General features: G+C 67.7%; 18 protein-coding genes and 1 CRISPR repeat array. Of the genes, 13 read left to right on the top strand and 5 right to left on the bottom strand.

Translation table 11 applies throughout. The features are described 5' to 3' along the window. Positions 1-174: 174 nt before the first annotated feature. The 11 genes from cas6 (at position 175) to cas2 (ending at position 10,873) form a co-directional block, all read left to right on the top strand. Positions 175-921 carry a CRISPR system precrRNA processing endoribonuclease RAMP protein Cas6 gene (cas6, locus tag DWB05_RS02185; RefSeq protein ID WP_157967042.1) on the top strand — a complete coding sequence of 249 codons (747 nt, stop codon included), beginning with the start codon at positions 175-177 and terminating at the stop codon, positions 919-921. Continuing rightward, positions 918-3,425, top strand: a complete 2,508-nt coding sequence (cas10, locus tag DWB05_RS02180; RefSeq protein WP_114374604.1) for a type III-A CRISPR-associated protein Cas10/Csm1 — start codon at positions 918-920, stop codon at positions 3,423-3,425. Before cas6 ends, cas10 begins: the two co-directional genes overlap by 4 nt. A gap of 14 nt (positions 3,426-3,439) precedes the next feature. Then, positions 3,440-3,967: a type III-A CRISPR-associated protein Csm2 gene (gene csm2, locus DWB05_RS02175; RefSeq protein ID WP_157967041.1), complete on the top strand. Its 528-nt coding sequence runs from the start codon at positions 3,440-3,442 to the stop codon at positions 3,965-3,967. After that, positions 3,967-4,752 carry a type III-A CRISPR-associated RAMP protein Csm3 gene (gene csm3 / locus DWB05_RS02170; RefSeq protein ID WP_114374600.1) on the top strand — a complete coding sequence of 262 codons (786 nt, stop codon included), beginning with the start codon at positions 3,967-3,969 and terminating at the stop codon, positions 4,750-4,752. Before csm2 ends, csm3 begins: the two co-directional genes overlap by 1 nt. Then, positions 4,752-5,708, top strand: a complete 957-nt coding sequence (gene csm4, locus DWB05_RS02165; RefSeq protein WP_114374598.1) for a type III-A CRISPR-associated RAMP protein Csm4 — start codon at positions 4,752-4,754, stop codon at positions 5,706-5,708. Before csm3 ends, csm4 begins: the two co-directional genes overlap by 1 nt. After that, positions 5,705-6,937: an RAMP superfamily CRISPR-associated protein gene (locus DWB05_RS02160; protein WP_114374596.1), complete on the top strand. Its 1,233-nt coding sequence runs from the start codon at positions 5,705-5,707 to the stop codon at positions 6,935-6,937. Before csm4 ends, DWB05_RS02160 begins: the two co-directional genes overlap by 4 nt. Continuing rightward, positions 6,934-8,316, top strand: a complete 1,383-nt coding sequence (locus tag DWB05_RS02155; protein WP_157967040.1) for a TIGR02710 family CRISPR-associated CARF protein — start codon at positions 6,934-6,936, stop codon at positions 8,314-8,316. Before DWB05_RS02160 ends, DWB05_RS02155 begins: the two co-directional genes overlap by 4 nt. 128 nt (positions 8,317-8,444) lie before the next feature. Then, positions 8,445-8,729 carry a CRISPR-associated endonuclease Cas2 gene (locus DWB05_RS02150; RefSeq protein WP_114374592.1) on the top strand — a complete coding sequence of 95 codons (285 nt, stop codon included), beginning with the start codon at positions 8,445-8,447 and terminating at the stop codon, positions 8,727-8,729. Positions 8,730-8,752: 23 nt separating this feature from the next. Further along, on the top strand, positions 8,753-9,742 hold the full coding sequence (gene cas1, locus DWB05_RS02145) for a CRISPR-associated endonuclease Cas1 (RefSeq protein ID WP_114374590.1): 990 nt from the start codon (positions 8,753-8,755) through the stop codon (positions 9,740-9,742). Beyond that, positions 9,720-10,505: a CRISPR-associated endonuclease Cas1 gene (locus tag DWB05_RS02140; protein ID WP_114374588.1), complete on the top strand. Its 786-nt coding sequence runs from the start codon at positions 9,720-9,722 to the stop codon at positions 10,503-10,505. The genes cas1 and DWB05_RS02140 overlap by 23 nt, the downstream gene beginning before the upstream one ends. Before the next feature lie 11 nt (positions 10,506-10,516). Then, the gene (cas2, locus tag DWB05_RS02135) at positions 10,517-10,873 is read left to right on the top strand and encodes a CRISPR-associated endonuclease Cas2 (RefSeq protein ID WP_114374585.1); all 357 of its coding nucleotides are present in this window, start codon (positions 10,517-10,519) and stop codon (positions 10,871-10,873) included. Positions 10,874-10,951: 78 nt separating this feature from the next. Then, a CRISPR array of direct repeats spans positions 10,952-16,730; the repeat unit is 36 nt; unit sequence GTTCAGAAGCAGACCCGTTCTTCAGGGGGTCAAAAC. A gap of 157 nt (positions 16,731-16,887) precedes the next feature. On the opposite strand, the gene DWB05_RS02130 is transcribed toward cas2, so the two are convergent. The 3 genes from DWB05_RS02130 to DWB05_RS02120 are packed head-to-tail and all read right to left on the bottom strand — an operon-like array spanning position 16,888 to position 19,862. Further along, entirely contained in the window at positions 16,888-18,459 is a 1,572-nt protein-coding gene (locus tag DWB05_RS02130) for a cryptochrome/photolyase family protein (protein ID WP_114374583.1), read from the bottom strand. A gap of 30 nt (positions 18,460-18,489) precedes the next feature. Further along, entirely contained in the window at positions 18,490-19,137 is a 648-nt protein-coding gene (locus tag DWB05_RS02125; protein WP_114374581.1) for a DUF6134 family protein, read from the bottom strand. Then, a complete protein-coding gene (locus DWB05_RS02120; protein ID WP_114374579.1) occupies positions 19,134-19,862 on the bottom strand; it encodes an SDR family NAD(P)-dependent oxidoreductase in 729 nt (242 codons plus the stop codon). The genes DWB05_RS02125 and DWB05_RS02120 overlap by 4 nt, the downstream gene beginning before the upstream one ends. Before the next feature lie 177 nt (positions 19,863-20,039). On the opposite strand from DWB05_RS02120, the gene DWB05_RS02115 reads away from it, so the two are divergent. After that, complete coding sequence (locus DWB05_RS02115) at positions 20,040-20,573, top strand: SixA phosphatase family protein (RefSeq protein WP_114374576.1); 534 nt, start codon at positions 20,040-20,042, stop codon at positions 20,571-20,573. Continuing rightward, positions 20,540-22,168: a CYTH and CHAD domain-containing protein gene (locus tag DWB05_RS02105; RefSeq protein WP_157967039.1), complete on the top strand. Its 1,629-nt coding sequence runs from the start codon at positions 20,540-20,542 to the stop codon at positions 22,166-22,168. The genes DWB05_RS02115 and DWB05_RS02105 overlap by 34 nt, the downstream gene beginning before the upstream one ends. Before the next feature lie 31 nt (positions 22,169-22,199). Here DWB05_RS02105 and DWB05_RS02100 read toward each other — a convergent pair whose 3' ends face one another. Continuing rightward, positions 22,200-22,826, bottom strand: a complete 627-nt coding sequence (locus DWB05_RS02100) for an MlaC/ttg2D family ABC transporter substrate-binding protein (RefSeq protein ID WP_232818356.1) — start codon at positions 22,824-22,826, stop codon at positions 22,200-22,202. A gap of 57 nt (positions 22,827-22,883) precedes the next feature. Further along, on the bottom strand, positions 22,884-23,648 hold the full coding sequence (locus DWB05_RS02095; RefSeq protein WP_114374570.1) for an MlaA family lipoprotein: 765 nt from the start codon (positions 23,646-23,648) through the stop codon (positions 22,884-22,886). Positions 23,649-23,691 lie beyond the last annotated feature (43 nt).

The raw sequence follows: 23,691 nt of genomic DNA, 5'->3' as shown, positions 1-23,691 counted from the left end.
CCGGCCGTGGTGGAGGTGCCCGTTCGCCGGTTCATCGCGACCGCCACCCTGTCCGGTGGACTTGCTTCGCAACGGTATCAAGGGTCGGCCTGGCGGGGGAAATTCGCGCAAGTCTTCAAACGGCTGGTGTGCGTCCTGCGGCACCGCCCCTGCGCCGGCTGTCCGTTGGAGCGCGTGTGCCTCTATCCGCGACTCTTCGGTCCGACCGAGGAGACGGCGGGGGCCGCACGGCCCTTCATCATCCATCCCCAGGTGGTCGTCGAGCCGAGAGAAGACCGGGCGACGGCCCGCCTTCGGGTCACCCTCTCCGTGTTTCCACCCCTGCTTCCTGCCCTCGGCTATCTCGGGAGAGCCTTCGAGCAGGCGGTCGCGGAAGGACCGGACCGCTATCGAGGTCTGATCGGGAACGTCCGCCTGGAGGAGGAGACGGTCGTTCTCGACCTCTCCGCGCGGGCTGCGCCGCTTTGGGCAGGTCCCGTCGCGGTCACCTTCGAGACGCCGCTGCGCCTGCGGCTGAAGGGCGACCTCGTCGTTCCGGAACGGCTGACCCCTGCCATGCTGGTCCATGCGGCCCTGCGCCGCGCCAGGGCGCTCGGCCTTCCCTTGCCGCAGGAGCTCGCCGTCGCGGCGCGGACGCAGGCGATGCGACTCGCCTTCGACCGCGCTCATCTGCGGTGGTGCGAGACGAGGCGGTATTCCAGCCGCCAGGACATGCTGATGGCGTTCGGCGGAGTCGTCGGCCGGGCGGAACTCGACCTGACCTCGGCCGCGGCCGTCGCCTCCATCCTCGAGGTCGCGGCGATTACGCATCTCGGCAAGGGCGCCTGCATGGGGTTCGGTCGCATCGCCCTTCACCCCGCGAGCGTGGCGGCCGCAGCGACCGCCCCACCGCATCCGACGGTCTTGCGCCAGGATCCATGATCTCGCCGCACGAAGCCGCCCTCGCCGGCCTGCTGCACGACATCGGCAAGCTCGCCCAGCGCGCGCATCTCGACGAGGCGCCGCTTCGCGATCTCTACGGCACGGATCTCGCGGGCACTGAAACCGCTATCCTGCCGCGGTCGGGAGAGGGGCGTTACACCCACCGCCATGCCCTGTGGAGCGATTTCGCCATCCGGCTTGCGGAACGCGACGGCCTGCGCTGGCCGCAGGAGATCGACGGGCCGCGGCTGTCGGCCGTCGCCGTGCGTCACCACCATCCGCGCGACGACGTCGCCGCGGACTGGATCGTGGCGGAAGCGGATCGACTGGCCTCCGGGCTTGAACGGAAGGAGAAGGACGAGATCGAGGAGGCGCGCGGTCTGCGGCTGCGCGAGTGCGAACTGCGTGCGCTCGTTCCGACCGTCCGCATCGGTCGCGGCGATGTGACGGGGCCGCTGTGGCACCCGGCGGAGGAAGCGTCACCCGATGCCCTGTTGCCGCGCTCCGACACGCCGCAGGACCAGCCCCGACGCCTCGGTCTGCTCTGGTCAGCCTGGCAGGCCGGCCTGCTGGCGTTCGGCCGCCACGGCCTGTCGGCGAAACGGTTCGAGCGTGCACTGCTCGCCCTCTCCGAGCGCGTGCTGTGGGCGGTTCCCTCCTCGACGGTCGATCAACCCGACGTGTCGCTGCATGACCATGCGCGGGCGGTGGCGGCGATCGCGGCGGCGCTGGCGGCCTGGCACGCTGCACACGGCGCGCACGAGGTGGCGACGGTGAAGGACCGCACCCTGCCGAAATTCCGGCTGGCGGTGGTCGATCTCTCCGGCATCCAGAAGGCGCTGTTCCGGCTCGCCGGGCAGAAGGGCGCGAGTCGCATCCTGCGCGCACGCTCCTTCCTGATGGCGCAGACGGTCGAGGCGGCGCTCGACCTGGTGCTGGACGAACTGGGGCTTCCCTTCTCCTGTGTGCTGCTCAATGCCGGCGGCAAGGCCGAGTTCCTGCTGCCGGACCTTCCGGACCTCGAGGCGAAGCTTCAGGGCGCGCGCGAGGCCCTCGACCGGTGGATGGTCGAAACGTGGCAAGGCGACCTCGCCCTGGTCCTGGCCGCCGGCCCCCCCTTCCCCGCAGCCCAGTTCCTGCGGCGCGGATCGCACGGCGAAGTGGCGGAAGGCTACCGGGAGGAGCGCGCGCGACTCGCCGCCGCGCTCGAGGAAGCGAAGCTTCATCCGCTTGCGGGCTGGCGCGAGGGGGGCGGTCTCGTCGGCACAGGCGTGATCCCGGCCCCGTTCGATCCCGCCCACGGCGCGTGCGCGAGCTGCGGCGTGCGGCCGGCCACGCTGCGCGACGCGCACGAGGAGGTCTGGCGCTGCCGGGTCTGCGACGCCGCCCATCGCCTGGGCCAGCGCCTGCCGCATGCCGACGGCTTCGCCCTGATCGGCGCATCGACCGCCCCGGCCGATGCCCTGGACATCCTCCCGGGCGGCCTGTCGTTCGCGCCCTGGTCGGAACGCGGGGCGGATGCCGAGATGAGCGTCACCTTCTCACGCCAGGACGTCGGCAGCGCCGTCTTCCGCGCTCCTGCCTACGTGCCCCTGCAGACCGATCCTCAGGATCCTCGTTACCAACACGCGGGGATCGCGCCGGAGGATCGCAGCGACGTCGGCGAGTTGCTGACCTTCGCCGAGATCGCGGCCCATGCCCTCGAGGAAGTTTCCACGGGGGACGGAAGGACACGGATCGTGGGCCGCGATCTCCTCGCCATCGTCAAGGCGGATGTCGATTTCCTCGGTCGCATCTTCGCCGAAGGGCTGGGTGGGGACCGTTCGCCTGCGCGCATCGCCCAGCTGTCGCGCCTGCTCGACGGCTACTTCGCTGAGCGCCTGTCGTGGCTGCTGCGGCGCGATTTCCCGTCGACCTACACGGTGTATGCCGGCGGCGACGATCTCCTGCTCGTCTCGCCGTGGCGGCAGGCGCTGCCGCTCGCTCTCGCCCTGCGGAAGGATTTCGCCGCCTTCGCCGGCGGCAACCCCAACCTCACGCTCTCGGCCGGGGTTGCGTTCGTCCACCCGAAACACCCGCTCGCGCTGGCTGTCGAGGAAGCGGAGGAGACGCTGCAGGAGGCGAAGAGCTCGCCGCCCGAGGAACCGCAGAAGGATCGGATCGGCGTTTTCGGGCGTGTCCTCACTTGGCCAGAGCTGACGGCGACTCTGGATCTCGCCGAGGCGCTGAACGATGCGGTGCGCCGCGGGGACCTGCCGCCGACCATCCTTCATCGCATGCGCTGGTTCGCCGCCCGGCGCCGTGCGGCCGAGCGTGGCGACGCAGATGCGGCCGACTGGAACCCGAAGTGGCGCTACCACGAGGCGCGGTTGCTCTCGCGGGTGCCGCGCGCGGCGCGCGAAGACGTGCAGGCGCTGCTCTTGCGCGCGCTGCCGGCGCCCGCGCAGCCGCAGACGGCGGATGCGGAGATCGCGATGACCATCGCCTTGTGGCGCAACCGATGAACCTGGAGGGGCGAATGAGCGGGCAGGGAAACAGGCCGACGCAGATGATGCCGGGGCACCGGACGGGACACCCCGGTGGCGGGCAGCAGAAGCGGTTCGACGCACCGCGTCCGCAACAGTCCCCGCACGCCCCCGGCGCGCAGGTGACGGTGTCCTATTTCGACAATGGACACATTCGCGAACGCCTGTTCCGTCACGAGGCCGTCGACGCGGCGGAGCGGCTGGAGGGTGTCGACCAGACCCAGATCCGGCGCTACTTCGGCGCCGTCGAGCAGCTGCGACGAAGGATGCGCTCGCAGGAGATGGCGGCCGAGGAGCTCTTGGCGATGCTCGCCCTGATCCAGATGCGCGCGATCTACTCGGCGGCGCGTGATCAGAAGAACAAACCGCTCGCGGAGTTCATCGCGCGCCACGTCAAGGCCATCGCCCGGGAGGCGGACCCCGTGCGCGCGTTCGGCGAGGGCTTCTTCCGCCACTTCGAGGCGGTGATCGGTTTCCACAAGGCCTTGAAGGCGGGCCTTCCGGTCAAGGAGCTCGTGTGATGGCGCAGACGCTGCACCTCGTCCGCTCGATCGCGATCATGGGCAAGATCCGCCTCCTCTCCGGCCTGCACATCGGTGCGGGCAAGGATTCGGTCGAGATCGGCGGCATCGACAACCCGGTGATCAAGCACCCGCACACGGGCGAACCCTACATCCCGGGCTCCTCCATCAAGGGCAAGCTCCGCTTCCTGCTCGAGTGGGCCTTCGGGACAGTGCGCGAGGACGGCCAGGCCTGGGGCTTCAACGACGACCAGCCGGTCGATCCCGCCGACCCGGTGCTGCGGATCTTCGGCAACGCCCTGAAGGACTGGCAGGGCGGCCCGACGCGGCTGATGGTGCGCGACGCACCCCTCTCGGAGGAGGACCGTGCGCGCTTCCGCGAAGCGCCCGACACGTTCTTCGAGGAGAAGACGGAGGTGCTCATCGACCGCATCAGCGGCAAGGCGCATGATCGGGTCGGGCCTCGCCAGACGGAGCGCGTGCCCGCCGGCGTCAGCTTCGATTTCGAAATGGCCTTCCGCCTCTACGACCTCGGCGACGGTGCCGTGCGCGATCTCGAGTGCCTGAACTGGACCCTGCAGGCCCTCGACCTCCTCGAGCAGGACGCCCTCGGCGGCTCGGGCTCGCGCGGCTACGGACGGATCGCCTTCGACAACCTCCACCTGCAGGTGCCGGGGCGGGAAACGCCGATCACGCTCGACAACCGCTTCCGCGGCCACCGCTTCGACCGCGCCTGCCCGGCCGCCATCGTGCAAGCGGAGGAGATCCTCGGGGTGCCGGCCTGATGGAGATCCGCCGCCATCGGCTGACGCTCGACGCGAGCTCGCCCTTCGGCACACCGCCCGGCTCGGGCACGCTGTTCGGGCATCTCTGCTGGGCGAAGCGCTGGCGCGACGGGGCGGAGGCGCTGCGCGCTTGGCTGCGGCGGTTGCCGCACGAGCCGTTCCTGATTTCGGACCTGCTGCCTGCCGATCACCTGCCGAAGCCTCTGCTCGCCCTCGCCCCAACCGAGAGCGCCGCAGCATCCGATGCCAAGGCCTTGAAACGAAGGCGATACGTTTCGCTCGAGGCGTGGCGCACGCTGCGCTCGGCCGTCTCGGCGGAGGCGCTGGCGCAGGCATTGCGCAGCGCGAAAGGCGATCCGCCCCTGTTCGCGTCCGCCCGGTCGCCGCACAACCGCATCGACCGCCGCAGCGGCAAGACGCCCGAGGCGGGCGGCGGCGGCCTCTGGTTCGCCGACGAACTTTGGCCCACGCAGAGGGGCGACCATGCCGGGCCGATCGCGGCAGACCTCTACGTGCAAACCACCCTGCCGGCGCGCGAGGTCGAAGCGCTGCTTGCCGACATCGGCGCTTGGGGCTTCGGACGCGACGCCTCGCTCGGCCGCGGCCGCTTCCGCGTGGAGGGCAGCGAGCCGGCCGGCTGGCTTGCGGACGCACCGACAGGCGCAGGAACCCTGCGCATGCTTTCACTCTCGCAGGGCGTCATCAGCCAGAACATGCGCGAGGCGCGCTGGCAGCGCTTCGTGCTGTTCGGCAAGGTCGGTCGGCCGATGATGGCTGCAGGCAGGCGACCGTGGAAGCTTCCCGTCGTGCTCGCCGAAGCCGGCGCGACCTTCCTCCCCGATGGTGCAGGCCCCTTCGGCGCGTGGCTGACCGGCCTTCACCAGGACGACGATCCGACCGACCCGATCGGCCACAACGCTTTCCACCTCGCCATCCCGTACACGGAGGCGGCATGAACGCCTATGCCGGGCAGCCGCGGTCCCTCGTCCGCATCACCCTGCGCCTCGTGCCGCTGACGCCGATCCACATCGGCGACGGCACCGAGCTGCGGCCCAACGAATACCTGCTGGAAGAGCCGACGCCGGCGAACACGCGATACGACGAATTCGGCGAGGAGGTCGCGACGACGGCCGCTCCGGCCATTTCGATGCTCTGCCGTTTCGATCCGGTGCAGGCGATCCGCCTGATGAGCGCCACCCAGAACAGCGCCTTCCGGGCGGCACTCGACGCCGGCAAGCTCGGCGAAGCGGCGCGGGCGCTGCGCGAGGCGGGCCAAGGCGCGATCATCGAACGCATCCCGATCTCGGCGCGGTCGGCGGCCGAACTCCGCAAGGCCTTCGCCGACCCTGAGGCGCGGTCGGGCCAGGTGAAGCCGTTCATCCGCTCAGGCGGCCGCCCCATCATCCCCGGCAGTTCGATCAAGGGTGCGTTCCGCACCGCCCTCGCTTCGGCCTTTCTGCCAAGAGAGCATCACCCCGTCGATGGCTGGACGCATGAGCGCGCCATGCAGGAGGCCTTCGGCCTGGAACACGGGAAGACGGAAACCGATCCGCTGCGGTTCCTTCACGTGGCGGATGCCGTGCTGCCCCACAGCATGACGGTGATCGATCGCACTGAACTGGTGAAGCTTGGAGGCACGCCCGCAACGTCATCGCGGGGCGGCATCCAGATGCACTACGAGCGCACCCGCGCCCTGACCGACGGCGAACCCGCACCCGTCTTCGACGTTCCGATCGCGATCGATCGCCGCGCTGTCCTGCATGGGCCGCACGGTGTCCGCCGCAGCGAGGCGCGTTTCGACGCCATGCGTCTCGTCCAAGCCTGCCGCATGTTCCATCAGCGCCTGTTCACCACCGAAATGGATCGCTTCTTCCGCGGCGACACGAAGAACATTCTGCAGCGGAAGCTGCTCGGGCATCGCAGCCCCGACGGACGCCATCCGGTCGAGAACAACGCCTGGAACCGCGGGTTCGTCCTGCTCCGCCTCGGCCGCTTCGGCCATTTCGAGAGCAAGTCGCTGGAGGGCGTCCGCCGCGGCCACTTCCCACAAGCGAAGGAGCCGGCGAAGAAGACCCGCGCACCCGACGAATGGGGCACGACGCGCACCGTCACCCGAGACGCGAACGGCAATCCGATCCCCTTCGGATGGGTGATCGGCTGGGTGGTCGAGGAGCGGCAACCGTGACCGACGAGGTCACCGACACCGACGCAAGCGAACATCCCGGCGATCAGGATGGCGCCCCGCCCAAACCGATCATCCTCATCGCCTCGGTCGGCGGCTCGCCGCAACCCATCCGCAGCGCGATCCGCGACCTCCGGCCCGCCTTCGTGCTCTTCGTCGCCTCCGAGAGCGTGGGGGATCGCCCCGGTTCGGCGGCCGAGGTGCCCGCCATCCTCGAGCCGGTGCAGGCGCCCAGCCTGCCGCACGACATCCTCACCGTGCCTCCGGACGAGCCGCAGACGATCTTCCTCCGCTTGCGCGAGCGCATCGCGCAGTTGCGGCGCACCTGGCCCGAGGCCCGCCTCGTCTTCGACTACACCGGCGGCACCAAGTCGATGACCGGTGCCCTCTTCCAGTGCGGCATCGCAACCCCCGGCGCCGAGGTGCAGTTCATGCTCGGCGATCGGCGCGACCTGCAGAAGGTGGCGGACGGCACGGAACGCCCGGCCCCGATCGCCATCGAGTGGCTGATCGCGGAACGCGTGGAGCTCTCGCTGCGCAGGGCCTGGGCCTCCTACGACTACGCCAGCGCAAAGATCGGTGCCGAAGCCCTGCTGGCCGAGCATCGACGGGACCAGACGCCGCAACATGCCGAGCACGCCCGCAAGCGATTGTCCCTGCTGAAGGAGCTGTCGCACGCTTTCGACCTCTGGGACCGCTTCCAGCACGACGATGCCGCGAACGAACTCGGCCGCCCTCTCAAGCGCACCGAGATCAGACAAGACGCGATGGCGGCGCGAACCTTGGACGAGTATCGCGCGCTTGCCGAACGGTGCGCGCGAAGCGAGCCCGCCCGGCTGCTCGACCTCGTCCGCAACGCCGAACGATGTGCGGCGCGCGGCCGCTACGACGATGCCGTCGCCCGCCTCTATCGCCTCGTCGAATGGACCGCGCAGTGGCGGTTGAAGGCGAAGCACGGCATCGACAGCAGCAACGTCGACTGGTCGCGCTTCACGGAGGAGGAACTGCGCACCGCCAAACTCGAGGACCAGAAGTCCCGCAGCGCATCCCATCGCAAGCCCAATCTCGGTGGCCTCGAACGAACGCTCTCGGCCCTGCGCGTGAAGGAGCCCGAGGGGCCGCTCGCGCGCTGGCTTTGCGGCACCGTTCCGGGAACCGACAAGACCGGCGAACACGTCCTGCTGCGTGATCTCATTCCCATCCGCAACAAGTCGCTCCTCGCGCATGGCGAGGCGCCGGTCACCGAACGCGCCTGGGAGCGGTGGTCGGAGATTTGCGCCCTCTGGTGCGACCACGTGCTCTTCCCCTTGCTGCGCGACGCCGGTGAACCGGCGGAACTGCCGCCGCAACTCCCTTCCGATCCCGCGGAACTCGGCCTGTAGGTCCGGCCGTTCGGCCCGCCACGCCCCGCGCCCTGCAGGCGCCCGGGCACGTCAGAAGCGGACGCAGTCCGTTCCGAACGCGCGTCTTTCCGCTTCCGTTCGGCTGAGGGACGCGCAACGACTCAGCCATGCCGGAGCGGGTCCTGTTCGTCTTCGCCTACGACATCACCTCGCCCAAGCGCCTTCGCCGCGCCCTGCACGCCTGCCGCGCCTTTGCGTCGGGCGGCCAGAAATCGGCCCATGAGTGCTTCCTCACCGAGGCGGAGCGGTTTGCCCTGCTGCGTCGTCTCGACGGGCTGATCCACCCTCGTCATGACCGGCTGATCGCGCTGCGGCTCGACCCGCGCTCTCCGCCGCGCTGCCTCGGCATCGCCCGCCCGCCGCGCGATCAACGCGTGCTCATCATCGCCTGAGTGCCGGAGGTCTCGCCCTGTCGATGACCACGCTGTTTCTCGACCGGCGCGACGCCCTCATCGACAGCGAGGCCCGCACCCTGCTCGTCCGCACGCCGGACGGCGACCTCACGCGGCTTCCCCTCGCGCATGTCGAACGGGTGGTGCTGCGCGCGCCGGCACGTCTGACCACCGCCGCCATCGCCGCCATTGCCGAGGCCGATGCCGGGCTCCTCGTGCTGTCGGGTCGCCGGTCCGAGCCGGTCGCCACGATCCTTGGCCGGCCCCATGCCGATGCGGCGATCCGTCTGGGCCAGATGCGCCTTGCCCTCGACCCGGTTTCCCGCCTTGCCGTCGCCCGCGTGATCGTGCGCCGGAAACTGCTGGCCCAGGCGCGCACGCTGAGCGCCGCCCTCGCCCGACGCCCGGACCGGCGTCTGCCTCTCAGCCGCGGTCTCGCTGCCCTCCGAGACACTCTTGCCACCCTCCGGCTTCGTCCGCCGCCGGATGCCGCCACTCTCTCCGGCCTCGAGGGCGCGGCTGCCGCCGCCCACTTCGCGGCCCTTGCCGCCCTGTTCCCGCCGTCTCTCGCGTTTTCGGGGCGAAACCGCCGCCCCCCGCGCGACCCGGTCAATGCCGTGCTGTCCCTCGCCTATACCCTGGCGCACGCCGAGGCGGTGCGCGAGGCGCAGCTCGCCGGGCTCGATCCGGCGATCGGCTTCCTGCATGCGCTTGCTCCCGGCCGCGCGTCGTTGGCCTGCGACCTGGTCGAGCCGATGCGCGGCCCCATCGATCACTTCGTCTGGCGGCTGTTCGCGGAAGAGACGCTGCGCAAGCCGCACTTCACGCGCGACGGGGAGGCGGTGCTGCTCGGCAAGGCCGGGCGGCTGGCCTTCTACACGGCGTGGGAAGCTGCCGCCGCGCCGCTGCGCCGTGCCCTCCGTCGTGGCCTCCGGCCCCTCGTCGCCGCCTGCCGGCAGGCCGCCGCCGACCTGCCGTGGGAGAAGGGCGATGCTGCAGAGCCTGCATCTTGACGGTTCCGAACGTCCGGTCGCGGTGCTGCTCGAAGGCCCTGCCCTTCGCCTGCGCCGGCAGGGGGTGGCGGACGTCTTCGCCCCGCTCCCCCGCCTCGGCCGGGTGGCTGTGCACGGCACGCGGGTGCAGTGGCGCACCGAGGCACTCGCGGCCTGTCTCGAGAGTGGCGTTCCCGTTCTCTTCCACACGCCGCGTGGGGAGTGGCTTGGGACCCTCCTGCCTGCGCGCGTTCCTGCCCATCGTCGTGACTTGGCCGGCCTCATCGACATGGCGGCGGCGGTGCCCGGCTTCCGCCACCGGCTCTCCGACTTCCTGCGTGCCGAGGAGGCGCGCGCCGCGGTGGCCGCCCTAAGTCAGTACACGGGGGCCGAAGCGCTTCCTCAGCCTCACCCGGCCGTCTTGCGTCGCGCCATCCTGGCCGCTTGCCCGGACCCCGCCAAGGCCGAGGCCGTGTGGCGATACCTCGCCGGGCTCGCCGCCGGGCTGGTGGCCGCCGAACTCGCGCGGCGCGGTGTCGGCCCGCGTTTCCTGTGCCGTCGCACCGGCGGCATGGCGCTCGCCGAGGAGATGGGGCGCATCCTCGCGTGGTGCTTCGGCCCGCGGCTGCCGGGGCTCGCTCGGCTGGTCGTCTTCGGCGGCGACGGAGCCCCCGATTCCCGCGCACGGCGCCTGCTGCTGCATGAATTCGAACGCCAAGGCCTGGAGGCCGGTTGCGCGCAGCTCCTCTCTCGGCTCGCCGGCCTTCTGGCGGATGACGTCTAGGGAGGGAGGGGGTGCGTCACAGACGGGTTTGGCTCATCGGCTACGACATCGCCTCTCCCCGGCGGCTGCGCCGGGTTGCGGCGTGGCTGGAGAAGCACGCGATCCGCGTGCAATACTCGCTGTTCCTGGCGGCGTGGACGGAAGCCGAGTTCGCCCGCGTCTGGCGTGGGGTGGCGGAGCGGATCGATCCGCGTCGCGACGATGTTCGGGCTTGGCCCGTGCCGGAGCGGCCGGACGTGGTGGTGATCGGGGCGCCGTTGCCGTCGGGCGTCGTTTTCGGTGATGGACGCCATCCCCTGCTTGGTGAAATCCTGAGTGGGGGACCGGCGGCTGGGTTGCGACGCGTTCGGTCTCGGTCTGGGCGATGACGACATCGCAACGATGGCGCGGTGCTGCGACCGCCTCTTGGAGGTCTTTGACAGGGTTGGTCTTTTCGGGGCGGAGGGGTTCAGAAGCAGACCCGTTCTTCAGGGGGTCAAAACTGGGCGACCCTGTCGGTGACCTTGACCCCAGGCTTGTTCAGAAGCAGACCCGTTCTTCAGGGGGTCAAAACTCGATGGCTCGCTCCATCGGTCCCTCCTCGGTTGTTCAGAAGCAGACCCGTTCTTCAGGGGGTCAAAACCAGCGACCCTCTGCCCAGCCGTCGATGATGGACTGGGTTCAGAAGCAGACCCGTTCTTCAGGGGGTCAAAACCCATCGGTCCCTCCTCGGTTCGCCCGCCGGCCCGTCCGGTTCAGAAGCAGACCCGTTCTTCAGGGGGTCAAAACCCTGCGCCGCCATGATGACGGCCCGCCGCGTTCAGAAGCAGACCCGTTCTTCAGGGGGTCAAAACGCGGATGCCGTGCACAACCAGCTGCCGGATGATCTCGTTCAGAAGCAGACCCGTTCTTCAGGGGGTCAAAACCGCCGAGCCCAGCGACCCTCTGCCCAGCCGTCGGTTCAGAAGCAGACCCGTTCTTCAGGGGGTCAAAACGGGCGACCCTGTCGGTGACCTTGACCCCCTGGCGGGGTTCAGAAGCAGACCCGTTCTTCAGGGGGTCAAAACGCTTGACCCCGGCGTAGGCATCCGCCAGCTTCTGGTTCAGAAGCAGACCCGTTCTTCAGGGGGTCAAAACGAACGCGGTCCCGATAACTGCCGCCCTTTCAGTCAGTTCAGAAGCAGACCCGTTCTTCAGGGGGTCAAAACCACCGGCCGCCAGAATGGCCCGGACGGCCGGCCCGTTCAGAAGCAGACCCGTTCTTCAGGGGGTCAAAACCCGCTCGGCCGCGTGGGGGTCGCTGGCGGCGGAGGTTCAGAAGCAGACCCGTTCTTCAGGGGGTCAAAACCGGCGTGACATGGGCTGTGTGAAACAGCCCGGATGGTTCAGAAGCAGACCCGTTCTTCAGGGGGTCAAAACCCCAAAAGAAGTCCCAAACCGCTGCCCCTATGAGGTTCAGAAGCAGACCCGTTCTTCAGGGGGTCAAAACATTGTCAACGGCTTCTGTCTTGCCGCCATATCGAGTTCAGAAGCAGACCCGTTCTTCAGGGGGTCAAAACGTAAAAAACTTAACATCGCGGGCGGCGTATTGTTCAGAAGCAGACCCGTTCTTCAGGGGGTCAAAACGGGTCATCTCACTGATTGTCGCCTTCAAACGTGTCGTTCAGAAGCAGACCCGTTCTTCAGGGGGTCAAAACATGGTGACGGGGGCACTATGTCAGCGCCTCTGACGTTCAGAAGCAGACCCGTTCTTCAGGGGGTCAAAACGCACGGCTCTCCAAAGCCTGCCATTCCTCATCAGGTTCAGAAGCAGACCCGTTCTTCAGGGGGTCAAAACGCGCAGTGTCAGCCGCCATGTCGGCAACGGCGCCGAGGTTCAGAAGCAGACCCGTTCTTCAGGGGGTCAAAACTCATCCGCTGTTGGCGTCTCGCCGCTGGCCAACACGTTCAGAAGCAGACCCGTTCTTCAGGGGGTCAAAACGCCGGAACCGACCCTCCGTATCGATGTGCTCGGCGTTGTTCAGAAGCAGACCCGTTCTTCAGGGGGTCAAAACACGCCACCCGATGGATTGTGTCCCAATGCGCCAAGGCGTTCAGAAGCAGACCCGTTCTTCAGGGGGTCAAAACCAAGGGAACCCCTTGGTGTTCCGTGCCTCTGGCGCGTTCAGAAGCAGACCCGTTCTTCAGGGGGTCAAAACGGCCGTGCCCCGTTGGGCTTCAGTCCTACCGCTTCGTTCAGAAGCAGACCCGTTCTTCAGGGGGTCAAAACGCAAGATCGCCCGTGTAGTATCGGACCTCACCGGTTCAGAAGCAGACCCGTTCTTCAGGGGGTCAAAACATGCGCCAAGGCGTAGCCATGGCGCTCAAGAACGTTCAGAAGCAGACCCGTTCTTCAGGGGGTCAAAACCAATGCCAGTGTTCGGCTTTCAGCACTGGCAGGGTTCAGAAGCAGACCCGTTCTTCAGGGGGTCAAAACCCGGTCTTGTCGATGGTTTCGACCGGGCCGAACTTGTTCAGAAGCAGACCCGTTCTTCAGGGGGTCAAAACCCTGAGGCGACCAGGGCGTTTGGCGGGTCTTGGTTGTTCAGAAGCAGACCCGTTCTTCAGGGGGTCAAAACGGGATCCCTTGGTGCTCTGTCCCCCGCGCCCCGTAAGTTCAGAAGCAGACCCGTTCTTCAGGGGGTCAAAACTCCTCGAGGAACTTCTCGATTTCGGCTTGCCATTCGTTCAGAAGCAGACCCGTTCTTCAGGGGGTCAAAACCGCATAGTAGTCCATTCTACCCTCCTTGCCTTCGCGTTCAGAAGCAGACCCGTTCTTCAGGGGGTCAAAACTGCCCGTGCCCTCGTTATTGTCCGATGCCCCGACTGGTTCAGAAGCAGACCCGTTCTTCAGGGGGTCAAAACTCGAGAACCCAATCCCTGACCTCAGGCGGGAGTTCAGAAGCAGACCCGTTCTTCAGGGGGTCAAAACGAACAATCTCGGGCTCGTTGTGCTTGCTCATGAGGTTCAGAAGCAGACCCGTTCTTCAGGGGGTCAAAACGTAGGGGCGAAAGGGATAGTCCTCGGAGAGCCCGGTTCAGAAGCAGACCCGTTCTTCAGGGGGTCAAAACAGAAATCCCAAACCGCCGCCCCTACAAGCTTTTGTTCAGAAGCAGACCCGTTCTTCAGGGGGTCAAAACCAGGATAGCTTCTGACGGTGTGACGTGTGTAGTATGGTTCAGAAGCAGACCCGTTCTTCAGGGGGTCAAAACATTTTGTTCCATGTGCGTCCTCCGCTCGGTCTGGCGTTCAGAAGCAGACCCGTTCTTCAGGGGGTCAAAACCAAAAGAAAAGCCCCGCACCGACTGGCACGGGGGTTCAGAAGCAGACCCGTTCTTCAGGGGGTCAAAACCGTTGATGACGCGCAGAGTATAGCGCTCTTCACGCGGTTCAGAAGCAGACCCGTTCTTCAGGGGGTCAAAACCACGGGGCTTGCAAGTTTGGGGCGAGCCCGCTAGTCGTTCAGAAGCAGACCCGTTCTTCAGGGGGTCAAAACCCGCGTCTGACGATGAGGGCGCGTTCAAAATCATGAGTTCAGAAGCAGACCCGTTCTTCAGGGGGTCAAAACAGAAACCATAACGGCCTCCTTTTCTCGATCAACGTTCAGAAGCAGACCCGTTCTTCAGGGGGTCAAAACAAAAGACTACTGCATATTTTCCATCACAATTCTTGTTCAGAAGCAGACCCGTTCTTCAGGGGGTCAAAACAGGCCGTCTCCGCAAAATTTGTAAAAAGACACATTCGTTCAGAAGCAGACCCGTTCTTCAGGGGGTCAAAACCCAACTCCGGCGGCGACTGCGGCAGCGTGAGCCGCGGTTCAGAAGCAGACCCGTTCTTCAGGGGGTCAAAACACTGCCCTTTCTGGCAGGGTCATCTCACTGATTTTGGTTCAGAAGCAGACCCGTTCTTCAGGGGGTCAAAACCCCCCGCGCATATCTGCTATGTTTTCATTGGTCGTGTTCAGAAGCAGACCCGTTCTTCAGGGGGTCAAAACCACTATAGCTGCCTTCAGTCTCATTTTATCTCCCGTTCAGAAGCAGACCCGTTCTTCAGGGGGTCAAAACGCGTGGGACGGCAGCGCGGCCAACAGCCGCGCCGTTCAGAAGCAGACCCGTTCTTCAGGGGGTCAAAACCCTCAAGAGTCTGAATCCTCATCTTTTCCTCCTTTCGTTCAGAAGCAGACCCGTTCTTCAGGGGGTCAAAACGACCGCACCGAGAAAAAGTGACGCCTCGTGGGGCGGGTTCAGAAGCAGACCCGTTCTTCAGGGGGTCAAAACGGGCCGACGCGGTCCCAGTGCCGCGCAAAGGCGCGTTCAGAAGCAGACCCGTTCTTCAGGGGGTCAAAACATGACGCGGCCTTCGTTGTCGCGGACGGCGGTGGGGTTCAGAAGCAGACCCGTTCTTCAGGGGGTCAAAACAGACATCGCGCTGCGGATTGATCGCTACAAGTCGGTGTTCAGAAGCAGACCCGTTCTTCAGGGGGTCAAAACTCCACGATGTCGACGTTGATGAGCCGCAGGCCGCGGTTCAGAAGCAGACCCGTTCTTCAGGGGGTCAAAACCCAGGACCGGGCGGCGGCCACTGCCCAGCGCGGCGCGTTCAGAAGCAGACCCGTTCTTCAGGGGGTCAAAACTCAAGTCGCTGCTCAGTCGTCTCGTTGTCGATAGGGTTCAGAAGCAGACCCGTTCTTCAGGGGGTCAAAACCCACTTTCGCAACGATCATCATTCCGCACTCGCAACAGTTCAGAAGCAGACCCGTTCTTCAGGGGGTCAAAACCCGAAATGCTCCATGAAATGTTTCGCCTTTGCAACAGTTCAGAAGCAGACCCGTTCTTCAGGGGGTCAAAACCCGCTTCCCTGAAGCGGCCTTGTATTCAAACACCGGAGTTCAGAAGCAGACCCGTTCTTCAGGGGGTCAAAACCGAACCAGGCGGCGACCGCCTGGGCGACGCGGTCGCTCGTTCAGAAGCAGACCCGTTCTTCAGGGGGTCAAAACCGTGCTTGGGGTGGCTCGCGTCGAACCAGGCGGCGACCGTTCAGAAGCAGACCCGTTCTTCAGGGGGTCAAAACTCCTTGCCTGGTTAGACTGATGATGGAATCGGTTCAGAAGCAGACCCGTTCTTCAGGGGGTCAAAACCCCTCGCGCCGTGCCCAGAACTCCACCGCCATGTCGGCGTTCAGAAGCAGACCCGTTCTTCAGGGGGTCAAAACAAACCTTCAGCCCCACCGCTTCAAGCAGAGCCTGCAGTTCAGAAGCAGACCCGTTCTTCAGGGGGTCAAAACATGATGAGATCGTCTCCGTAGGGCTCAACGGCAACAGTTCAGAAGCAGACCCGTTCTTCAGGGGGTCAAAACCCCGACGTTGTCGTGTATTCGAAGTTTGGAACGTGTTCAGAAGCAGACCCGTTCTTCAGGGGGTCAAAACGTGCCGCGCCCAAGCGATGTCGGCGGTGACAGGGTTCAGAAGCAGACCCGTTCTTCAGGGGGTCAAAACCACACGGCCTGGCCGACGCCATACTTTGGGCCGAGGATGGTTCAGAAGCAGACCCGTTCTTCAGGGGGTCAAAACCCGGCTTCGGCGATTGCCCTTGCCGCGTCTACGTTCAGAAGCAGACCCGTTCTTCAGGGGGTCAAAACCCTTTGGCGCCGTAGATGGCGCGTGGGTTGCTGGCGTTCAGAAGCAGACCCGTTCTTCAGGGGGTCAAAACGCGTCACGCCTGGAAGGTAGCCCGCCACACGGCAGGTTCAGAAGCAGACCCGTTCTTCAGGGGGTCAAAACATTTCGCGCACGTCCTCGGGAACGCCGGCCACGTCCGTTCAGAAGCAGACCCGTTCTTCAGGGGGTCAAAACTCGGTGATCGCCCTTGCAGCGTCCGCGGGGCGTTCAGAAGCAGACCCGTTCTTCAGGGGGTCAAAACCCGCTTTCCAGAGGCTGCCTTGTATTCGAACGCGGGGTTCAGAAGCAGACCCGTTCTTCAGGGGGTCAAAACCGACGCTCGTCGAGGGGCTTTGGGGTAGAGGCGGAGTTCAGAAGCAGACCCGTTCTTCAGGGGGTCAAAACCCCCGTCGGAGCACTGGATGATCCGTTGGACGACGGCGTTCAGAAGCAGACCCGTTCTTCAGGGGGTCAAAACTCAAATTCCAACCAGTTGACCCCCACAAAAAATTCGGTTCAGAAGCAGACCCGTTCTTCAGGGGGTCAAAACCGGAACATCAGGCTGCGCAACGCAAAAGGCTTTCCCGGTCACCAAACCGGCGGCGCCATCAAGTGATCCGCTGAACCGACGGCGCTGCGAGGCTCGGCCACCAACCCCTCCGCCACGCGCCAACGACGCTCCCGCACAGCGTGCGCAACCCGGACCCTCACGCCGCCCGCTCCGCCGCAGCGCGCCGACGCGGCGCAACGCGGTCGAGAAAGGCCGCCGCCTCGCGCCGCAGCGCCGCCACCCGGGCCGGGTCCATGCGGTCGAGCGTGCGGTACATCTGCGCCATGCGGGGGTTGGCTTCGAAGCGCGGGCGGTGGCGGGCGAGGAAGTCCCAGTACAGGAAGTTGAACGGGCAGGCCCCCTCCCCGGTCGCGCGCTCGACGTCGTGGCGGCAGCCCGCGCAGTAGTCGCTCATCCGCGCGATATACTTGCCCGAGGCGGCATAGGGCTTGGAGGCCATGATGCCGCCGTCGGCATGGATCGCCATGCCGTGGGTGTTGGGAAGCTCCACCCATTCGAAGGCATCGGCGTACACCGCCATGTACCACTCGTTGATCTCCTCCGGGTGGATCCCCGCGAGAAGGGCGAAGTTCCCCGTCACCATCAGCCGCTGGATGTGATGCGCATAGGCGAGCTCGTGCGTCTGGCGCACCACGGCGTCGATGCACGCCATGCCCGAGTCCCCCGTCCAGTAGAACCCGGGCAGGGAACGATCCGCCTCAAGAACGTTCAACGCCTTGTAGCCCGGCATCTGCACCCAGTAGAGACCGCGCACGTACTCGCGCCAGCCGAGGATCTGGCGGATGAAGCCCTCCACCGCGTTCAGCGGCGCCTTGCCCGCCCGCCAGGCGGCCTCGGCGCGGCGACACACCTCGCCCGGCAGGAGAAGGCCGACGTTGAGCGAGGTGGAGAGCAGCGAGTGGAACAAGGTCGCCTCGCCCGCCGCCATCGCGTCCTGGTAGTCGCCGAACCGCGCCAGCCGTTCGGCGATGAAACGCTCGAGTGCCGCTTCCGCCTCGCGCGCGGTCACCGGCCAGGCGAAGGTGTCGAGCCTGCCCCAGTGGTTCGGGAACCGCTCGGCGACGAGGGCCATCACCTCGCGCGTGATCGCATCGGGCTTGGCACAATACGGTGCAGGAACGGCGAGATCCTTCGGCAGACGCTTGCGGTTCTCGGCGTCGAAGTTCCACCGCCCGCCGGCCGGCTCGTCGCCCTCCATCAGGATCCCGGTGCGACGGCGCATCTCGCGGTAGAAGAACTCCATGCGCAGGCTGCGCCGACCTTCGGCCCAGGTGCGGAACCAGGGAAGCGGACAGAGGAAGCGGTCGTCCTCGCGGACGTCGACCGGCACCCCGGTGGCCCGCTCCCACCCCAGCATGTCCTCGTGCACGCGCCACTCGCCCGGATGGGTGGCGATGATGCGCGAGGGCCGATGGCGCTGCACCGCCCGCGCCACCTCGCCCGCCAGCGTGCCGGTGTTGGCGGGATCGTCCAGCCGGACGTAATCGACCCGCACGCCGCGGGCGGCGAGCGCGCGGGCGAAGTGCCGCATGGCGGAGAGCACGAGCACGATCTTCTGCGGGTGGTGGCGCACATAGGTGCACTCGCCCACCACTTCGGCCATCAGCACCACGTCGCGCGTGGGATCGAGCCCGGCGAGCGAGGCGATCGTGCGCGAGCACTGGTCGCCGAGCACGACCCGAAGCGCCCCGCCCGTCGCCTCCGTCACCGTCCCCTCCCCCGCCGACGGTGCCGGCCCTCAGGTCCGCACGTAGCGGATGGTCGAGCCGTCCTCGCCGGTGAACAGCAGCCCCGACCACACGCCGTCGGCGTCGTACCAGATGTCGAGAGTGAGATCCCCCGTCACGCGGAAGCGGCGGGCGGGGCGCATCCCCGCCCCCGCCGGCACGATCTCCTCCTCCACGGGCTCGATGCGGGTGGAAAGGAGCCGCCCGCCCTGGGTGTCGATCACCCGCGAGCGGAGGAAGCGGGCGTGCCAGTACGAGGTCGAGGTGGCGTCGGGCGGGGCGCGATAGGCGCCGGACTGCGAGCCCTCGACCTCGATCCCGTCAGCCACCGCCCGCGCCCGCACCCAATAGGGGCGGCCGTTGCGGTCCGTTTCGCTGTCGATGGAGAGCAGCCGGTCGTGCTCCCACAGCTCCGTGTTGCGATGCCGGTAGCGATAGGCGACGAGGCCGAGGAACCGCACGGCGAGGTCGATCGTGATCCGCACCTCGACGCGCTCGCCTTGCGGCGTGAAATCGAGCACGTGGCTGCCGATCGGGCTGTCGTTGCGCGTCACCCGGAAGGCGAGGCGGTTGTCCGGCGGCACCGCACCCCAAGCCGGACCGACGGGAACGAGGGCGAGGGCAGGAAGGGCAGCGAGCAGCGGGCGTCGTCCGATCATGACTTCGTCCTCACGGTGGAACGGCCGCCATCGACGGCGAACACCTGGCCGGTGATCCAGGAGGCTTCCGATGAGAGGAGGAAGGCGGCAAGCGCGGCCACGTCCTCCGGCTCACCGAGGCGAGGAATGGGATGATGGGCGGCGATCGCCTTCGCGAGAGCCTCGTTCTCCGTCAGCGGTCTTGCGATCCCGGTCCGGGTCAGCGAGGGGGCGATCGCGTTCACCCGAACCTGCGGGGCGAGCTCGGCGGCGAGTGCGACGGCGAGCCCCTCGACCGCCGCCTTGGCCGGGCCGATCACGCCGTGGTTCGGGAAACCCGCGCGGGCGGCGACGGAGCTGAACAGCACCACCGCCCCCTGCCCGGCTTTCAGCGCGGGTGCGGCGAGGGCGACGGCACGGGCGGCGGCCACCACGTTCAGTCGATAGGCCGTTAGGTGATCCTCGACGGTCGCGCGCGCGAGCGGCTTCAGCACGATGGAGCCCACGCAGAACGCGAGCCCACCGAGCGTCCCTCCCGCCGCCGCCTCGGTCACCACCCGGGCGAGGCTCGCCTCGTCGCACACATCGGCCGCGGTGGCAGGAACCCCGAGCTCCGCCGACAGGGCAGCGAGCCTCTCGCCATCGCGACCGGAGAGATGCACCGCCACGCCCTCGCGGACGAGACGCCGCGCCAGCGCGCCGCCGATGCCTCCCGTCGCGCCGAACACGAGAACTCGCCCCGTCATGCCGACTGACCGATCCCTCTCTGCCTTGGTGATCGTCACTCAACCGTTACATGGTCGGGCCAGCGTGGGCGGCGACCGCCTGCCCACAGAGGTGTGATGCGGTCCCGCGGGGCAGACGGAACGGCGATTTCATGCGATGGTCCCAGCTCGGGGATCCGTACGGGCCGCGACCAGACGATGCGTCAGCTTCTGCTCCTTCGCCATGCCAAGTCGTCCTGGGACGATCCCTCGCTGCCGGATCACGACCGGCCGCTCGCCCCGCGCGGCCAGGCCGATGCAGCCGCGATGGGGGCGGAGATGCGCGCCCTCGGCCTCGATCCCGACATCGTGCTCGTCTCCACCGCGCGGCGCACGCGCGAGACCCTCGCGCTGATCGAGCCCTTCGACGAGGCCCCGGTGGTGGACGCGCTCGAGTCGCTCTATCTCGCCTCCGACCAGAAGATCCTCGACCTGTTGCACGCCGTGCCCGAGACCGCGCGCAGCGTGCTGGTGATCGGCCACAACCCGGGCCTGCACAACCTCGCCCTCGCGCTGATCGGCCCCGCCGCCATGGCCCGGCGCGACCCCGATGCGCTGAGGCTCGCCGAGAAATTCCCCACCGGGGCACTGGCCGAGTTCGCCATCGCCACGCCCTGGTGGGGGCTCGAGCCGGGCGGGGGAAGACTGGTTCGCTTCCTATGCCCGCGCGACCTGCGCCAACACGCGTCCTGACCACCCCGTCCGACGAGGCGGACACGCCGCACACGGCCGGTTCCGCCTCCCAGAGCGAGCCGGCCGAAATCTTCGAGTTCCGCCTCGACCCCTCCGCCGTGCCCGCGCTGCTGCGCCACCCTGCCATCGCGCGACGGCGCGAGGGCCGGGCACGCTCCTCTTCCGTCACCCTCCTCTGGCACGATGCGGCCGATGGGCGTCTCGCCGAGGCCGGCGTCCTGGTCGTGCTGGAGACGCGTGGGAGGAGCAGGGTGGAGCGGCTGGAGCGGATCCTGCCGGGTTCCGCCGACCGGCTCGATCCCGCCCGGCCGCTGCCGGTGCTGGCCGAGGCACCTTCCGTCGGGCCGGTCGGCCCGGCGGTGCTCGATCAAGCCGCCCTCGCCGGCATCGACCCCGCCCCGCTCTCCGCCCTCGCCGCGGCGGTCGGCAAGCGTACCGAGATCCGGCTCGGTGGCCCCACCCCGCTGACCCTCACCCTGCATGCTGGGCATCTCAGGACCCTAGCGGCCGAACGCCCCTTCGCCCGTGTGCGGCTGAGCGCGCCCGCCTCGGCCCGGGCGGAGGTCGCGACACTCCTGCGTGCGCTCACCGAAACCGTCCCGCTTGCCGTGCCGCATGTCAGCCTTGGTGAGGAGGCGCGTGCCCTTGCCCTCGGCCTGCCCGCCCGGCCGTTGCGGCGCGGCGCGCCTGACCTGGCCGCGGCTGAGACGGTCGAGGAGGGCGCGATTCGCGCCATCGGCCACCTCGCCCTCGCGCTTGCCGGCGCTGGCCCCGTCGCGGCCGAGGGCAAGGACCCGGAGGGCGTGCACCAGTCGCGCGTCGCCATCCGGCGGCTTCGGTCGGTGATCACGGTGTTCAAGGCGGCCATCGCCTGCCCGGTGATGGACGAGCTCAAGGCGCGGGCGGGCGAGATCGCCCGCACCCTCGGCCCGGCCCGCGACTGGGACGTCTTCCTCACCGAAACCTTTCCCCCGGTGCGCGAGGCCTTCGCGGAGCGGCGGGAGATCCTGGGCCTCGGCAAGGCGGCGCTGGAGGCGCGCGCGCAGGCCTATCGCGCCGTGCGTGCCCTGCTCGAGGGGCCTGGCTTCCGTCTGTTCCTGCTCGACGTTGCGCTCGCGCTGGCGGAGCGGCCCTGGCGGAACCTCGCCGAGGAGGGCGAAGCGGCGGAGGCTCGGGCCGCCCTGCTCGACGGTCCGCTCGGCGCCTTCGCCGTCGCCGCCTTGGACAAGCGCTACAAGCGGATCCGGCGCGACGGCGAGGGTTTCGCCGCCCTCGACATCCCCGCCCTGCACGCGCTTCGCATCGACGCCAAGCGGCTGCGCTACGCGGGCGAGCTCTTCGCTCCGCTCTACCCGGAGAAGAAGGTGCGCCGGTTCCTCAAGAGCCTCGCCGCCTTGCAGGACGCGCTCGGCCACCTCAACGACGGGGCGGTGGCCGGCGCGCTGCTCGAGGCGGTGACGGCGAAGGAGACGGCGCGGGCGCGGGCGATCGGCATCGTCGAGGGCTGGGTCGCGCGCGGGGCGGCGACCGCGCGCGAAGATGCCGCCGAGGCCTGGGAGGAGTTCCTCGACCGCGAACCGTTCTGGCGGGATTGAACGAAGGGGGCGCCGGTGCGGGGCGCCGGCGTCACTTCTGCGCCAGTTCCCGCTGCTCGAGGGCGCTCAACTGCTGGCGCATCGCGTCCAGCAGGGCGCCGACCCGGCCGCCGCCGCGCTGGATCACCGCGCTGTATTCCGACCGTTGCGTGATGCGCAGCGAGGTTCCTTCGGCGACGAGATCGACGATCAGCGGGCGGCCGGAAGCGAAGGAGACCAGCCAGTCGAGCTGCACCGGCGCCTGGCCGGGCTGCTCGACCATGGTGGTCACCAGCACGCCCTCCTCGCCGCGCGGCTGCGATCGCGACACGGTGAACCTCAGGCCGCGCAATTCACCGAAGCGGGCGGAGAGATTGCGGATCAGGGTCGCCTCGAACAAGCGCAGGTATTCCGCCCGTTCGGCCTCGCTCGCCGTGCGCCAATGCCGCCCCAGCACGAACTGTGCCACCCCGCGCACGTCCACCGCCTCGCGCAGGATCTCGGCCATGCGCTCGCGCTTTTCGGCAAGGGGGGTGTCACTGTCGAGCACCTCTTTCAGCGCCGTGCCACGCGATTCGATGAAGGCGGCCGCCGCCTCGGGCGTATTCGCCCGGGCGGTGGGGGCGAGAAGAAGAACCCCGGCAAGGCCGGCCACCAAGCCGCGTCGATGCAGTCTCATGTCGTGCATTCCTCCTCAATGCGCCTGCGGGCGGCCCGCCTGCCGGGGACCGGACGGTCACCGCTCGTCGAAGAAGCGGCGGACCTGCGGCCTGCCCTCGTTGCGAATGTCGCGCTCCCGCCGCTGCTGGTAGACCGAGCGGAGCGCGGCGTAGAAATCGAGGCTTTGCGCGCGCAGCGCATCCCCCGCCTCGATGAACTGTTCGCGGGTGTCGATCGCCTGCGTCACGGTACGGCCGGTGCGCAGCGCCCGCACCTGATCGCCCTGGCCGATCCAGGTCCAGGGATCCATGGCGACATCGATGGGAAGGGCAAAGGTGTCGCGCAGGTTGGAGGGGCCGAGGATCGGCAGCACGAGATAGGGGCCGCCATTCGTGGTGCCGGCCCAGACCGCGAGCGTCTGGCCGAAATCCTCGAACCGAGGTTCGATTCCCATCTCGGAGGCGACGTCGAAGATGCCCAACACGCCGAGCGTGGAGTTGATGATGAACCGGGCCGCGGAGGCCGCTGCCTCGTCCGCCCGTCCCTGCAGCAGCTGATTGGCGGCGGTCTTCGGCACCAGAAGGTTGTCCAGCACATTGCCGATGCCGGTGCGGACGGGGCGGGGGACGAAAATCCGATAAGCCTCGGCGGCGGGGCGGAACAGCAGATGGTCGAACGCCTCGTTGACGGCAAAGACGGCGCGATTGAGCGGCTCGAGCGGGTCGTTGCGCTCGAAATACTCCGCCCTCGCCTCCGGGTCCGACTCGGGCGGGACGGTGGCGCAGCCGGCGACGACGAGCGCGAGGCCGAGAACGGGGGCAACGAGGCGCGACCGCGGCATTCGGTGGTGATCCTTCACTGCGGACTGGACGGTCGAATCGGTG

Origin of the sequence: Elioraea thermophila (ex Habib et al. 2022) (genome assembly GCF_003336755.1) — a bacterium.
GTDB classification, from domain to species: Bacteria; Pseudomonadota; Alphaproteobacteria; order Acetobacterales; family Acetobacteraceae; genus Elioraea; species Elioraea thermophila.
Note: the sequence above shows the minus strand (reverse complement) of the source record. Positions and strands in the feature narration are given on the sequence as shown.

Coding starts and splice junctions, on each gene's coding strand:
- cas10 (WP_114374604.1), top strand. CDS start 918: ATGATCTCGCCGCACGAAGCCGCCCTCGCCGGCCTGCTGCACGACATC.
- csm2 (WP_157967041.1), top strand. CDS start 3,440: ATGAGCGGGCAGGGAAACAGGCCGACGCAGATGATGCCGGGGCACCGG.
- csm3 (WP_114374600.1), top strand. CDS start 3,967: ATGGCGCAGACGCTGCACCTCGTCCGCTCGATCGCGATCATGGGCAAG.
- csm4 (WP_114374598.1), top strand. CDS start 4,752: ATGGAGATCCGCCGCCATCGGCTGACGCTCGACGCGAGCTCGCCCTTC.
- DWB05_RS02160 (WP_114374596.1), top strand. CDS start 5,705: ATGAACGCCTATGCCGGGCAGCCGCGGTCCCTCGTCCGCATCACCCTG.
- DWB05_RS02150 (WP_114374592.1), top strand. CDS start 8,445: ATGCCGGAGCGGGTCCTGTTCGTCTTCGCCTACGACATCACCTCGCCC.
- cas1 (WP_114374590.1), top strand. CDS start 8,753: ATGACCACGCTGTTTCTCGACCGGCGCGACGCCCTCATCGACAGCGAG.
- DWB05_RS02140 (WP_114374588.1), top strand. CDS start 9,720: ATGCTGCAGAGCCTGCATCTTGACGGTTCCGAACGTCCGGTCGCGGTG.
- DWB05_RS02125 (WP_114374581.1), bottom strand. CDS start 19,137: ATGATCGGACGACGCCCGCTGCTCGCTGCCCTTCCTGCCCTCGCCCTC.
- DWB05_RS02120 (WP_114374579.1), bottom strand. CDS start 19,862: ATGACGGGGCGAGTTCTCGTGTTCGGCGCGACGGGAGGCATCGGCGGC.
- DWB05_RS02115 (WP_114374576.1), top strand. CDS start 20,040: ATGCGTCAGCTTCTGCTCCTTCGCCATGCCAAGTCGTCCTGGGACGAT.
- DWB05_RS02105 (WP_157967039.1), top strand. CDS start 20,540: ATGCCCGCGCGACCTGCGCCAACACGCGTCCTGACCACCCCGTCCGAC.
- DWB05_RS02100 (WP_232818356.1), bottom strand. CDS start 22,826: ATGAGACTGCATCGACGCGGCTTGGTGGCCGGCCTTGCCGGGGTTCTT.
- DWB05_RS02095 (WP_114374570.1), bottom strand. CDS start 23,648: ATGCCGCGGTCGCGCCTCGTTGCCCCCGTTCTCGGCCTCGCGCTCGTC.